This is a genomic window from Pseudomonas sp. M20 (assembly GCF_045037865.1).
Classification (GTDB): domain Bacteria; phylum Pseudomonadota; class Gammaproteobacteria; order Pseudomonadales; family Pseudomonadaceae; genus Aquipseudomonas.
Genome location: NZ_CP173611.1, coordinates 841286 through 854269 on the forward strand (window position 1 = coordinate 841286; position 12984 = coordinate 854269).

The 12984-nt window shown below is 58.8% G+C and carries 12 protein-coding genes; 7 read left to right on the forward strand and 5 right to left on the reverse strand.

Translation table 11 applies throughout. From position 1 onward, the window contains the following. Positions 1-41 precede the first annotated feature (41 nt). From ACI514_RS03810 to ACI514_RS03840, 7 genes are all read left to right on the forward strand, one after another. The gene (locus tag ACI514_RS03810; RefSeq protein WP_016986973.1) at positions 42-563 is read left to right on the forward strand and encodes a DUF2059 domain-containing protein; all 522 of its coding nucleotides are present in this window, start codon (positions 42-44) and stop codon (positions 561-563) included. A 12-nt stretch (positions 564-575) separates the two neighbouring features. Continuing rightward, on the forward strand, positions 576-881 hold the full coding sequence (locus tag ACI514_RS03815) for a BolA family transcriptional regulator (RefSeq protein WP_160058967.1): 306 nt from the start codon (positions 576-578) through the stop codon (positions 879-881). Between the two features lie 163 nt (positions 882-1044). Then, positions 1045-1986, forward strand: a complete 942-nt coding sequence (locus ACI514_RS03820) for a rhodanese-related sulfurtransferase (RefSeq protein ID WP_016986971.1) — start codon at positions 1045-1047, stop codon at positions 1984-1986. 35 nt (positions 1987-2021) lie between these two features. Beyond that, on the forward strand, positions 2022-2624 hold the full coding sequence (locus ACI514_RS03825) for a DsbA family protein (protein WP_405124194.1): 603 nt from the start codon (positions 2022-2024) through the stop codon (positions 2622-2624). Beyond that, positions 2617-4443: an ABC transporter ATP-binding protein gene (locus tag ACI514_RS03830; protein WP_405123111.1), complete on the forward strand. Its 1827-nt coding sequence runs from the start codon at positions 2617-2619 to the stop codon at positions 4441-4443. The genes ACI514_RS03825 and ACI514_RS03830 overlap by 8 nt, the downstream gene beginning before the upstream one ends. Before the next feature lie 201 nt (positions 4444-4644). Continuing rightward, positions 4645-7104, forward strand: coding sequence for an EAL domain-containing protein (locus tag ACI514_RS03835; protein WP_160058963.1), 2460 nt, complete (start codon positions 4645-4647; stop codon positions 7102-7104). A gap of 79 nt (positions 7105-7183) precedes the next feature. Continuing rightward, on the forward strand, positions 7184-7945 hold the full coding sequence (locus tag ACI514_RS03840; protein WP_405123112.1) for a TenA family transcriptional regulator: 762 nt from the start codon (positions 7184-7186) through the stop codon (positions 7943-7945). Between the two features lie 135 nt (positions 7946-8080). Here ACI514_RS03840 and ACI514_RS03845 read toward each other — a convergent pair whose 3' ends face one another. The 5 genes from ACI514_RS03845 to ACI514_RS03865 form a co-directional block, all read right to left on the reverse strand. Beyond that, on the reverse strand, positions 8081-9007 hold the full coding sequence (locus ACI514_RS03845; RefSeq protein WP_077574025.1) for a GGDEF domain-containing protein: 927 nt from the start codon (positions 9005-9007) through the stop codon (positions 8081-8083). Positions 9008-9368: 361 nt separating this feature from the next. After that, positions 9369-10109 carry a YciK family oxidoreductase gene (locus tag ACI514_RS03850; RefSeq protein WP_160058961.1) on the reverse strand — a complete coding sequence of 247 codons (741 nt, stop codon included), beginning with the start codon at positions 10107-10109 and terminating at the stop codon, positions 9369-9371. A 108-nt stretch (positions 10110-10217) separates the two neighbouring features. Then, positions 10218-10889, reverse strand: coding sequence for an N-acetylmuramic acid 6-phosphate phosphatase MupP (gene mupP / locus ACI514_RS03855; protein WP_160058960.1), 672 nt, complete (start codon positions 10887-10889; stop codon positions 10218-10220). 4 nt (positions 10890-10893) lie between these two features. Continuing rightward, complete coding sequence (gene ubiG / locus ACI514_RS03860) at positions 10894-11592, reverse strand: bifunctional 2-polyprenyl-6-hydroxyphenol methylase/3-demethylubiquinol 3-O-methyltransferase UbiG (protein WP_007908399.1); 699 nt, start codon at positions 11590-11592, stop codon at positions 10894-10896. Positions 11593-11649: 57 nt separating this feature from the next. Next, positions 11650-12984: a TRZ/ATZ family hydrolase gene (locus ACI514_RS03865; protein ID WP_405123113.1), complete on the reverse strand. Its 1335-nt coding sequence runs from the start codon at positions 12982-12984 to the stop codon at positions 11650-11652.

Genomic DNA, 12984 nt, shown 5'->3' on the forward strand with positions numbered 1-12984 from the left:
GCCCTTGGGGTTTTACCTCGCCTAGCTGAAAAGGAAACTCGATGACTCGTCTTCGTGCCATCTGCACCGCGGTTGCACTGGTTTGCGCCAGCGGCCAGGTGCTTGCCGATACCGCCAGCCACAACGCCAGTGCTGAAGCTTTCCTGACCCTGGCGCACGCTGACAAGCTGGGCACTCCGGTGTACATGCAAGTGCAGCAAATGTTCGCTCAGCGTTTCGAACAGACCAAAGCCCCGGAAGCCAAGAAAGCCGTGCTGGAAACCTACCAGGCCAAGGCCAACGCCGCTCTGGACCAGGCCATTGGCTGGAACAAGCTCAAGCCTGACATGGTCAAGCTCTATACCACTAACTTCAGCGAATCCGAGCTGAAAGACCTGGTCGCGTTCTACCAGTCGCCACTGGGCAAGAAAGTCCTGGAAAAAATGCCGCAGCTGACCCAGCAATCGGCCCAGATGACCCAAGCCAAACTGGAAAGCGCCGTGCCAGTCGTCAACAAGTTGCTCGACGACATGACCAAAGAGCTGGACCCGAAAGGCGCTGCTGCGCCGGCCAAGAAGAAGTAAGCGGAGTTCGTGATGACCATGCAACAACGCATCGAATCGACGCTGGGCCTGCTTCAGCCTGAGCACCTGCAAGTGCTGGATGAAAGCCACATGCACAGTCGCGGGTTACAGACGCACTTCAAGGCAGTGGTGGTCAGCGCGCAGTTCGACGGCCTGAACCGGGTCAAGCGTCACCAGAAAGTCTACGGCACGCTCGGCGAGTTGATGGGCGAATTCCATGCGTTGGCGCTGCACACCTACACCCCGCAGGAATGGGCAGAGACTGGCGCCGCCCCGGCGTCGCCAACCTGTGCCGGAGGACGGCAGCCGCAAGCTTGAAGCGGCAAGCTGCAAGTTAAAGGCGAGTGTTCTTGGCTTGTCGCTTGAAGCTCGCCGCTTGAAGCTGCTTTTTTGCTAGAATCCGCAACGCGCCGCTCACCCGGCGCGTTTTTTTTTGAATCCGGTTCACCCTTTGCGAGGGTAGCCACCTGGAGAAATACCCATGACACAACCGATTGTCGTGGCGGCACTGTATAAGTTCGTCACCCTCGAAGATTACGTCAACCTGCGCGAGCCGCTGCTGCAAGCGATGGTCGACAACCAGATCAAAGGCACCCTGCTGATCGCCGAAGAAGGCATCAACGGCACGGTGTCGGGCACGCGCGAAGGCATCGACGGCCTGCTCGCCTGGCTGAAGAACGACCCACGCATGATCGACATCGATCACAAAGAGTCGTACTGCGACGAGCAGCCGTTCTACCGCACCAAAGTCAAACTGAAGAAAGAGATCGTCACCCTCGGTGTCGAAGGCGTCGACCCGAACAAGAAGGTCGGTACTTATGTTGATCCGCAAGACTGGAACGCGCTGATCAGCGACCCCGAAGTGCTGTTGATCGACACGCGCAACGATTACGAAGTGTCGATCGGCACCTTCGAAGGCGCCATCGATCCGAAAACCACCAGTTTTCGTGAATTTCCTGACTACATCAAAGAACATTTCGACCCGGCCGTGCACAAGAAGGTCGCGATGTTCTGCACCGGTGGCATTCGCTGCGAGAAAGCCTCGAGCTACATGCTCGGCGAAGGCTATGAAGAGGTTTACCACCTCAAGGGTGGCATCCTGAAGTACCTTGAAGAGGTGCCGCAGGAAGAAACCAAGTGGCAGGGCGACTGCTTCGTGTTCGACAACCGCGTGACCGTGCGTCACGACCTCAGCGAAGGCGACTACGATCAATGTCATGCCTGCCGCACACCGGTCAGTGTTGAAGATCGCGCCTCCGAGCATTACGTCGCCGGCATCAGTTGCCCGCATTGCTGGGACAAGCTCAGCGAGAAAACTCGCCGCAGCGCCATCGATCGGCAGAAGCAGATCGAACTGGCCAAGGCACGCAACATGCCGCACCCGATCGGCTACAACTACAAGCAAGCATCCACCGAGGCTTAACCATGTCTGCGCGCCTGCTCTATGTGATGGATCCGATGTGTTCGTGGTGCTGGGGATTTGCTCCGGTGGCCAAGGCATTGGTCGAGCAGGCGCAAGCAGCCGGGGTCGAGTTGCATTTGGTGGTCGGCGGTTTGCGCACCGGCAGCGGTTCGGCGCTGGAGCCGACCACGCGTCGTTATATTCTTGAGCATTGGCAAGCGGTCACCGAGGCCACCGGCCAGCCGTTCAAGTTTGACGGCGCGTTGCCTGACGGGTTTGTCTACGACACCGAGCCGGCCTGCCGCGCAATCGTCACCGCGCGCAGTCTGGCGCCGGATTGCGCGTGGACACTGGTCGGACTGATTCAAAAGGCATTTTACGCTGAGGGTCGCGATGTCACCCAGGCCAGCGTGCTGGTCGAGTTGGCGGAGCAGGCCGGCGTGCCGCGTATCGAATTCGCTGCGTTGTTTGATCATGCCGATCAACACAAAGCGACTCAGGCCGATTTCAGTTGGGTACAGGATCTCGGTATCGCCGGTTTCCCGACCCTGCTGGCCGAGCGCAACGGTCAACTGGCGCTGCTGACCAACGGCTATCAACCGCTCAGTGAACTGTCGCCGTTACTGGGTCGATGGCTGGAGCGTGCGGCCTGTGTCTGATTCGGCCGATGACACGCCAGCCGTAAAGCGTGTCGACCGGCTGAGCTGGGCAGAAGTCCGGCGACTGGCACTCACTCACAAAAAATCCCTGTGGATCGCCAACGGTGTGGCTGTGCTGGCGACGTTGTGCAGCGTGCCGATCCCATTGCTGTTGCCATTGCTGGTGGACGAAGTCCTGCTCGGCCACGGCGACGCGGCACTGAAAGTGATGAACCATGTGCTGCCGACGATGTGGCAGCAGGCGGCGGGTTACATCGGTCTGATGCTGTTGGTCACCCTGACGTTGCGATGTGGCTCACTGAGCTTCGGCGTTTTGCAGTCACGGCTGTTCGCACGGCTGGCCAAAGACATCGTCTATCGCATTCGCGTGCGTCTGATCGAACGCCTCAAGCGTATTTCCCTCGGCGAATACGAAAGCCTGGGTAGCGGTACGGTGACCACGCACCTGGTCACGGACCTCGATACCCTCGACAAATTTGTCGGCGAAACCCTCAGCCGTTTTCTGGTGGCGATGCTCACACTGGTCGGCACCGCCAGCATCCTGATGTGGATGCACTGGAAGCTGGCGCTGCTGATTCTGCTGTTCAACCCGCTGGTGATCTACGCCACGGTGCAGTTGGGCAAACGCGTCAAACACCTGAAGAAACTCGAGAACGACAGTACCTCGCGCTTCACTCAGGCGTTGAGCGAAACCCTCGATGCGATTCAGGAAATCCGTGCTGGCAACCGTCAGGGTTTCTTCCTCGGGCGACTCGGCCTGCGTGCGCAGGAGGTGCGTAATTACGCGGTCAACTCGCAGTGGAAAACCGACGCCTCCAACCGCGCCAGTGGTCTGCTGTTTCAGTTCGGTATCGACATTTTCCGTGCGGCGGCGATGCTCACGGTGTTGTTCTCCGATCTGTCGATCGGCCAGATGCTCGCGGTGTTCAGCTACCTGTGGTTCATGATCGGCCCGGTCGAACAACTGCTCAATCTGCAATACGCCTATTACGCGGCGGGCGGGGCGCTGGCGCGGATCAACGAACTGCTGGCACGTGCCGATGAGCCGCAATATTCCGGCGGTGTCGATCCGTTCAAGGGGCGTGACACCGTCGGCATTCAGGTGCAAGGCCTGAGCTTCGGCTACGGTGATGAACTGGTGCTGGATCAACTGAATCTGTCGATTGCTCCCGGTGAAAAAGTCGCGATTGTTGGCGCCAGTGGCGGTGGCAAAAGTACCTTGGTGCAATTGCTCCTCGGGCTGTACACGCCGCTGGCCGGCACCATCCGTTTCGGCGGTTCGACCCAGCAGGAGATCGGCCTCGACACGGTTCGCGAAAACGTCGCGGTGGTGCTGCAACACCCGGCGCTGTTCAACGATAGCGTGCGCGCCAACCTGACCATGGGCCGCACTCGCAGTGATGAAGCGTGCTGGCAGGCACTGGAAATCGCTCAGCTCGAAGCGACCATCCGTGCTTTGCCCAATGGCCTGGACAGTATTGTCGGCCGTTCCGGCGTGCGCTTGTCGGGCGGGCAACGCCAACGCCTGGCCATCGCCCGGATGATCCTCGCCGAGCCGAAAGTCGTCATCCTCGACGAAGCCACTTCGGCCCTCGACGCCGCCACCGAGTACAACCTGCATCAGGCCATGGCGCGCTTCCTCAATGGCCGCACCACACTGATCATTGCTCATCGACTGTCGGCGGTGAAACAGGCTGATCGCGTGCTGGTGTTCGATGGCGGTCAGGTCGCTGAGGACGGCGATCACCAGCAGCTGATCGCCGATGGCGGTCTGTATGCCAAGCTCTATGGTCACCTGCAGCAGATCCAGCGCCCTTGAGTTTCGTTCCGGTTTCTGTGCTTAGTGCTTGAATTGCATTGAGTAAATTCAACCGGAACGCTCAAGCAGACCAGCCATGTGCACAATCGACCTAGAGGACGGCATAGCTGTCCCTTTGACTTGTCGAAAATTAGCCTAGGCTGAGCTGTCAGGAGCAGGATTTTCCGGTGTTCATCTGGCAGTGCTTGCGCAAGGGATCTCATGAAGCAAAAGCGGACTCTCGGAACGCCACGGTTGTTGGGCATCGTGTGGCCATTTATTGCCGTCGTGTTATTTCAAGCGTTATTGGGCGGCGTGAGTCTTTACGTGCTCTCGGCCGTTCGCGGTTACGTCGCCGGTGAAAGCCTCTGGTCCAAGGGTCAGAAAGACGCGATCTACTACCTCAATCTGTATGCCGATAGCCGCGACGAGGCCATTTTGCTCAAATACCGCAACGCGATTGCCGTGCCGCAAGGCGGGCATCAGTTGCGTCTGGCGCTGGATCATCAACCGCCGGATCTGGCCGCTGCGCGCGAAGGTATTCTCAAGGGCGGCAACCACCCGGACGACGTCTCCAGCCTGATCTGGCTATACCTCAACTTCCGCCATTTCAGTTATCTGGAAACCGCCATCGATCGCTGGACCGTCGGTGACGCCTATCTGGTCGAGCTGGATGACGTGGCGCAGGAGATGCACCGCAGCATTTCAGATAACACCGCCAGCAGCGCTGATATCCAGCGCTGGAAGGCACGGATTTTCGCCATCAATGACGGCGTCACCCCAGCAGCGAAGGCTTTCAGCGATGCCTTGGGCGAAGGCTCGCGAATGATCATGCGTCTGCTGCTGTTCACCAACCTGGCCACGGCGCTGGGGTTGATCGTTCTGGCCTTGTGGCGCACACACAAACTGCTCAAGCAGCGTCACGCCTTTGCCGAGGCGCTGCAACTGGAGAAAGATCGGGCGCACGTCACGCTGCATTCGATCGGTGATGGCGTCATCACCACCGATGTCAGCGGCGCCATCGATTACATGAACCCAGCTGCCGAAGCCATGACCCACTGGAAAGCCGAGCAGGCGGCCGGGCTGCCGCTGGCAGCGCTATTCAATTTGCTCGACGACAATGCCCAGGCCGAAGGCCTGACGCTGATCGAGCACATTCTCAGTGGCCAGCTCAGTGGCGGCAGCGAGCATTCGAAACTGATCCAGCGCCTGGATGGCACGACGTTGTCGGTGACGCTGGTCGGCGCACCGATCCGCAATGCCGGCAAGGTCAGCGGTACGGTGCTGGTGCTGCACGACATGACTCAGGAGCGGCAATACATCGCCAATCTGTCGTGGCAGGCCACCCATGATGCGCTGACCGGACTGGCCAACCGCCGCGAGTTCGAATATCGCCTGGAGCAGGCACTGCACAACCTCACGCGCCATTCCGGTCGGCATGCGCTGATGTTCCTCGATCTCGATCAATTCAAACTGGTCAACGACACCTGTGGTCACGCCGCCGGTGATGAGTTGTTGCGGCACATTTGCACGCTGCTGCAATCAGGGTTGCGCGAGGGGGACACGCTGGCACGACTCGGGGGTGATGAGTTCGGAATTTTGCTGGAGAACTGCGCACCGGACGCGGCGGAGAAGATTGCCGAGGCGCTGCGCCAGACTGTGCAGAATCTGCATTTTGTCTGGAAGGGGCGGCCGTTCCTGACCACTGTGAGCATTGGTCTGGTGCATATCGCACAAACCCCGACGACCCTCGAAGCCTCACTGCGTGCGGCCGATATGGCCTGTTACATGGCCAAGGAGAAAGGCCGCAACCGTGTGCAGGTCTATCACGCCGACGATTCCGAGCTGTCGCTGCGCTTTGGCGAAATGGCCTGGGTACAGCGTCTGCACATGGCGCTGGAGGAAAACCGTTTTTGTCTGTACGCCCAGGAAATCGCCCCGCTCAAACCGGGCGACAACAAGGGTGGGCACATCGAGATTCTGCTGCGTCTGCATGATGAAGCCGGACGGATGATCCTGCCGGACAGTTTCATTCCCGCTGCCGAGCGCTATGGTTTGATGAGTCAACTGGATCGTTGGGTAGTTCAGAACGTATTCAAGGTTATTGCTCAATGTATTGCGCAAGAACATCAAGAGCCATTAGCAATGTGTGCGATTAATCTGTCAGGCATTACTATAGGAGATGACGCGTTTTTGCACTTTCTGCGCGAGCAGTTTGTTAACTATGCAATACCGCCTGAAATGATTTGTTTTGAAATTACAGAAACCAGTGCAATTGCAAATCTGGGCAGCGCAATAAGATTTATTAATGAACTCAAAGGGTTAGGTTGCTACTTTTCGTTAGATGACTTTTGTGCCGGAATGTCTTCGTTCGCTTATCTGAAACATTTGCCTGTAGACTTCCTGAAGATCGACGGGAGTTTCGTAAAGGATATGCTGGACGACCCGATTAACCGCGCAATGGTCGAAGTGATCAATCACATCGGGCATGTCATGGGTAAGCAGACAATTGCCGAGTTTGTTGAAACAACCCAGATCGAGCAGGCGTTGCTTGAGATTGGTGTGGATTACGCTCAGGGTTATGTTATAGAACGCCCACAGTTGTTTACCTGTGACAGTTTGCAAAGTCGGCCCGCCAGACCGCAACCGCTGTTATTCAAAGCGCCTGGCACGTTCCGTTGAAGTCTCTCGCCGATCCTTACAATCACAAATCAAAAGGAGCCGAACAGTGATCGACACATTCAACCGAACCGGACCACTCATGGAAGCTGCAAGTTATCCAGAATGGGCACAACAGCTCATTGAGGATTGCAGCGAGAGCAAGCGCCGGGTTGTCGAACATGAACTTTACCTGCGCATGCGTGATAACAAACTCAGCGCCAGAACCATGCGTCAGTACCTGATCGGGGGCTGGCCGGTGGTTGAGCAGTTTGCGTTGTACATGGCGCAGAACCTCACCAAAACCAGATTTGCCCGTCACCCGGGCGAAGACATGGCGCGGCGCTGGCTGATGCGCAATATCCGCGTTGAACTCAATCACGCCGATTACTGGGTGCATTGGAGTCGTGCCCATGGCGTCAGTCTGGAAGACCTTCAGGCCCAGCAAGTGCCGCCGGAACTGCATGCCTTGAGTCATTGGTGCTGGCACACCAGTTCAGCCGACTCACTGATTGTGGCCATCGCCGCTACCAACTATGCCATCGAAGGCGCGACCGGGGAGTGGTCGGCGCTGGTCTGCTCCACCGGCGTGTACGCCGCAGCGTTTCCCGAAGAGGATCGCAAGCGCGCGATGAAGTGGTTGAAGATGCATGCCCAGTACGACGATGCTCACCCTTGGGAAGCGCTGGAAATCATCTGCACCCTGGCCGGGATGAACCCGAGCAAGGCATTGCAAACCGAACTGCGTCAGGCTGTGTGCAAGAGCTACGACTACATGTATCTGTTTCTGGAGCGTTGTATGCAGCTTGAGACGTCGGAACGCTTGTTGGTCAACCGAGAGCGCAGGGCCGTAGTCGAGAGCTGATTTCGGCTTAACGCAAAACCAATGTGGGAGCGAGCCTGCTCGCGAAAGCGGTCCGTCAGTCAACTCATGGTTGAATGTCAGATTGCATTCGCGAGCAGGCTCGCTCCCACACTGTTTTGTGTTGGTTGGAAAGCCTTAGCCCGCCATCGCCAACCGGTTGCGACCTTCACGCTTGGCCACATACAACGCACTGTCAGCGCGGCGCAGCAAGCTGTCGGCCGATTCGCCCGGCAACAACGTCGAACATCCCAGGCTCACAGTCAATTCGATCAACTGCCCGTCCGCATAATATTCAGCTGCCTGCGTCGCATAACGCAGACGTTCGCCGACCATTGCCGCCGCATCCCGGCTGGTATTGGACAGCAGCACCAAAAACTCTTCACCACCGTAACGAAACACCATGTCGACGTTGCGCAGTTGCGCCTTGATGGTCGCGGCGATGGCTTTTAGTACGTCATCGCCGGCGCTGTGACCATGGCTGTCGTTGACCCGTTTGAAGTGATCGATGTCGAGCATCAGCACCGAGAGCGGCTGCACATGCCGACGCGACATGTCGATCTCGCGCTGCAAGGTCTGCTCCATGGCGATACGGTTGCCGGCGCCGGTCAACGGATCACGCAGGGCGCTCTGTGTGGCGGCGCGGTAGAGCAAAGCATTGCGCATCGGGTACAGCAGCGACGACAACAGCGATTCAAGGTTGCCCTGGTCCTGTTCGTTGAAGCGCTGATTGCGGCGGAATATCAGTTCACCCATGTGCTCGCCTTCGTGACTGAGGCTATAGCTGATCGAATGGTGGCCGCGGGTGCCGAACTCCAGGCGCAAATCGCTGCCCTGGTGCACGTAACTGAGCGCGTCCAGCGGCACAAGGCGCTGAACTTCGCGGAAAAACAGACCGAGGATGCGTTGCGGCTCAAGGCTGGTCTGCAGTTGCAGGCTCATTTGCTGGCGCAATTGCGCCAGGCTGGCCGGTCGCTCCAGAAGGGGAGGCAGTTGACCAAAGCCCAGGCGTTGCAATTTGGCACTGTCAAAGTCAATTGCATTGGTCTGGGAGGGTGATTTCATATGGCGTGAACCCTTAGCGGTAAGTCCGTCTTACAGGCTGGGTGAGAGCGGCTATGGGCTGCGCGTCATACTGATCCATCAGTCCCGTAGGACGTTTGGCGTAAGTCTAGTCTGCCGGATGACGATTAGTCAGCTATCGAAATCGGCTTCGCCCCATTGCCTTCACGCGGCTTGCTTTGAGGGAAATTAGAGCGAAAGTCGTGCCATTCGGTTCGGTTTTATTTAAACCGTTTGCAATCAATGGGTTGGCTTTGAAGGTGGGAGGTGGGTGCTGGAAAATTGACTGGATTGTGACGCTCTCGGGCGGCAAATGCATGCCGCGACAGGAATCTGCCGCGGCAACAAATGCGACGTATGGCAGTTATTGCGCGTTGAACGCCTGACCGTTGATGCCGGTGCTGTCCGGGCCCATCAGGTACAGGTAGACCGGCATGATTTCTTCCGGTGTCGGATTGTTCAGCGGGTTTTCGCCCGGATAGGCTTGTGCGCGCATGCTGGTGCGGGTGCCGCCCGGGTTGATGCTGTTGGAGCGAACTGGCGCCACACCGTCAACTTCATCGGCCAGGGTTTGCATCAGGCCTTCGGTGGCGAACTTCGACACGCCATAGGCGCCCCAGTACGCCCGACCCTTGCGGCCGACGCTGCTGGAGGTGAACACCACCGAGGCGTCTTGTGACAGCTTGAGCAGCGGCAGCAGGGTGCTGGTCAGCATGAACATGGCGTTGACGTTGACCTGCATGACGCGCATGAAGTTTTCGCCGGACAACTGCTCGATCGGCGTGCGTGGGCCGATGATCGAAGCGTTGTGCAGCAAACCGTCGAGGTGGCCGAACTCGGTCTCGATCATCGCGGCCAGTTCATCGTACTGATGGGGCAGGGCGGTTTCCAGGTTGAACGGAATAACCGCCGGTTGCGGATGCCCGGCAGCTTCGATCTCGTCATACACCTGCGCCAGATTGGCCTCGGTCTTGCCCAGCAGCAATACCGTAGCGCCATGGGCGGCGTAGGTTTTCGCCGCAGCCGCGCCAATGCCACGACCGGCACCGGTGACCAGAATGACCCGATCCTTGAGCAATTCGGGACGAGCGGAATAATCAAACATAAAAACCTCACAATCCATTAATAGCTAAAAGATCGCAGCCTGCGGCAGCTCCTACAAATGATCACTGTTCTGGAGGAGCTGCCGCAGGCTGCGATCTTTTGACGTTGATCAGCAGCTGCAAAGCGCGCTATCGAGCACCTTGCGCAACTCCGACGGATGGTCCACCACCACGTCCGCGCCCCAATGCCGCGGGTTGTCGTCCGGGTGAATGTAGCCAAATGTCACCGCCGCCGTTTTCGTACCGGCATCGCGCCCCGATTCGATATCGCGCAGATCATCGCCGACAAACAGAACCGTCGCCGGATCCAGATCAAGCATTTTGCATGCAAGGATCAACGGCTCCGGATCCGGCTTGCTGTTTTTCACGTGATCCGGGCAGATCAGCAGCGCCGAACGCTCGGACAGTCCCAACTGTTGCATGATCGGCTCGGCAAAGCGCAACGGCTTGTTGGTCACCACGCCCCAGATCAGGTTGGCCTTCTCGATGTCGGCGAGCAGTTCGCCCATGCCGTCGAACAGCTTGCTGTGTACGGCGCAACCGACCAGATAGCGCTCGAGGAACTCCAGACGCAGTTCTTCGAAGCCCGGCGACTCCGGGTCCATCGAGAACGTCACCGCGACCATGGCCTTGGCGCCGCCGGAAATCTCGTCGCGGATGTGCTTGTCGTTGATCGGCGGCAAGCCGCGATCCGCGCGCATCGCCTGACAGATGGCGATGAAGTCCGGCGCCGTGTCGAGCAGGGTGCCGTCCATGTCGAAAAGAACTGCTCTGATGGCCATCGGCTTATTCCTCGCGCAGGGTCTGGATCATGTAGTTGACGTCAACGTCGTTGGCCAGTTTGTAGTGCTTGGTCAGCGGGTTGTAGGTCAGGCCGATGATGTCCTTGACGGTCAGGCCGGCCATGCGGCTCCAGGCGCCCAGCTCGGACGGGCGAATGAATTTCTTGAAGTCATGGGTGCCGCGCGGCAGCAGCTTCATGATGTATTCGGCGCCGATGATGGCGAACAGGTACGCCTTCGGGTTGCGGTTGATGGTCGAGAAGAACACCTGGCCGCCGGGCTTGACCATGCGGAAGCAGGCGCGGATCACCGACGATGGATCAGGTACGTGCTCAAGCATTTCCAGACAGGTCACCACGTCGAACTGCTCGGGCATTTCTTCGGCCAGGGCTTCGGCGGTGATCTGGCGGTATTCGACGCTGACGCCGGATTCCAGCTGATGCAGTTGCGCGACTGCCAGTGGCGCTTCGCCCATGTCGATGCCCATTACGGTGGCGCCACGCTGGGCCATGGCTTCGCTGAGGATGCCGCCGCCGCAACCGACGTCGAGGACTTTCTTGCCGGCCAGATTGACCCGCTCGTCAATCCAGTTGACCCGCAGCGGGTTGATGTCGTGCAGTGGTTTGAATTCGCTTTCGCGGTCCCACCAGCGATGGGCCAGGGCTTCGAATTTGGCGATTTCGGCGTGGTCGACGTTGCTCATGTTAAATCCTCTGAAACTTGAAAAAAGGCTGTAGCCCAGGCGTTTGCGCCCGGGCGTTTACGATTCGGTGTGGCCGCTGATGCGCTGGCCCCAGGCCCGGGCAGTGGCGCCCAGTTGCTCTTCGTCCAGTCGTGTCAGGCGGCGGTCGTCGAGCAGTTGTTTGCCGGCGACCCACAGGTGTTTCACGCAATCGCGACCGGTGGCATAGATAAGCTGCGAAACCGGGTCGTACACCGGTTGCTGCGCCAGGCCGGACAGGTCGAAAGCGACGATGTCGGCGGCTTTGCCTATTTCCAGTGAACCGACTTGCGTCTCGATCCCCAGTGCGCGCGCGCCATTCAGGGTGGCCATGCGCAGTGCCCGATGAGCGTCCAGCGCGGTGGCGGAGCCGGCGACGGCTTTGGCCAGCAGGGCGGCGGTGCGGGTTTCGCCGAGTAGATCCAGATCGTTATTGCTGGCGGCGCCATCGGTGCCGACCGCGACATTCACCCCAGCCTGCCACAAACGCTCGACCGGGCAGAAGCCGCTGGCGAGTTTCAGGTTGGATTCCGGGCAATGAATCACGTTGGTGTTGCTTTCTACCAGCAACGCCAGGTCATCCTCGCTGATCTGAGTCATGTGCACGGCCTGGAAGCGCGGGCCGAGCAGACCGAGGCGGCCGAGGCGCGCCAGCGGACGTTCGCCGCGCTGCTCCAGTGACTGCTGAACTTCGAACGCGGTTTCGTGAACGTGCATGTGGATCGAGGCGTCCAGTTCCTCGGCAATCACGCGGATTTTCTCCAGGTTCTCGTCGCCGACGGTGTACGGTGCATGAGGGCCAAAGGTGATCTTGATCCGTTCGTGATGCTTCAAGTCGCCGAACAACTCGACGCCCTGACGAATGGCTTCATCTGCACTGCTGGCGCCCGGAATCGGGAAATCAAGGATCGGAATCGCGATTTGCGCGCGAATGCCGCTGTTATGCACGCGTTCGCTGGCGACTTTCGGAAAGAAATACATGTCCGAGAAGCAAGTGATGCCGCCCTTGATCTGCTCGGCAATGGCCAGATCGGTGCCGTCACGGACGAAAGCTTCATCGACCCATTTGGCCTCGGCCGGCCAGATGTGGTTTTCCAGCCAGGTCATCAGCGGCAGATCATCGGCCAGGCCACGGAACAGTGTCATCGCCGCGTGACCATGAGCGTTGATCAGGCCGGGGGCGAGCAGCACATCCGGCAGTTCGCGGATTTCCGTGGCGTTACACTTCAATGCTTCGGCGCGCGGGCCGATAAACACGATGCGACCGTCGCGGATGCCCAGGCCATGCTCCTTGAGCACAATGCCAGCGGGTTCGACGGGTACCAGCCAGGTCGGCAGCAATAATAAGTCGAGCGCAATGGCAGGTTTCGGCAT

Bases quoted from the DNA above. Each gene is read 5' to 3' on its own strand.
- ACI514_RS03810 (WP_016986973.1), top strand. From the start codon at position 42: ATGACTCGTCTTCGTGCCATCTGCACCGCGGTTGCACTGGTTTGCGCC.
- ACI514_RS03815 (WP_160058967.1), top strand. From the start codon at position 576: ATGACCATGCAACAACGCATCGAATCGACGCTGGGCCTGCTTCAGCCT.
- ACI514_RS03820 (WP_016986971.1), top strand. From the start codon at position 1,045: ATGACACAACCGATTGTCGTGGCGGCACTGTATAAGTTCGTCACCCTC.
- ACI514_RS03825 (WP_405124194.1), top strand. From the start codon at position 2,022: ATGTGTTCGTGGTGCTGGGGATTTGCTCCGGTGGCCAAGGCATTGGTC.
- ACI514_RS03835 (WP_160058963.1), top strand. From the start codon at position 4,645: ATGAAGCAAAAGCGGACTCTCGGAACGCCACGGTTGTTGGGCATCGTG.
- ACI514_RS03840 (WP_405123112.1), top strand. From the start codon at position 7,184: ATGGAAGCTGCAAGTTATCCAGAATGGGCACAACAGCTCATTGAGGAT.
- ACI514_RS03845 (WP_077574025.1), bottom strand. From the start codon at position 9,007: ATGAAATCACCCTCCCAGACCAATGCAATTGACTTTGACAGTGCCAAA.
- ACI514_RS03850 (WP_160058961.1), bottom strand. From the start codon at position 10,109: ATGTTTGATTATTCCGCTCGTCCCGAATTGCTCAAGGATCGGGTCATT.
- mupP (WP_160058960.1), bottom strand. From the start codon at position 10,889: ATGGCCATCAGAGCAGTTCTTTTCGACATGGACGGCACCCTGCTCGAC.
- ubiG (WP_007908399.1), bottom strand. From the start codon at position 11,592: ATGAGCAACGTCGACCACGCCGAAATCGCCAAATTCGAAGCCCTGGCC.
- ACI514_RS03865 (WP_405123113.1), bottom strand. From the start codon at position 12,984: ATGCCGAAACCTGCCATTGCGCTCGACTTATTATTGCTGCCGACCTGG.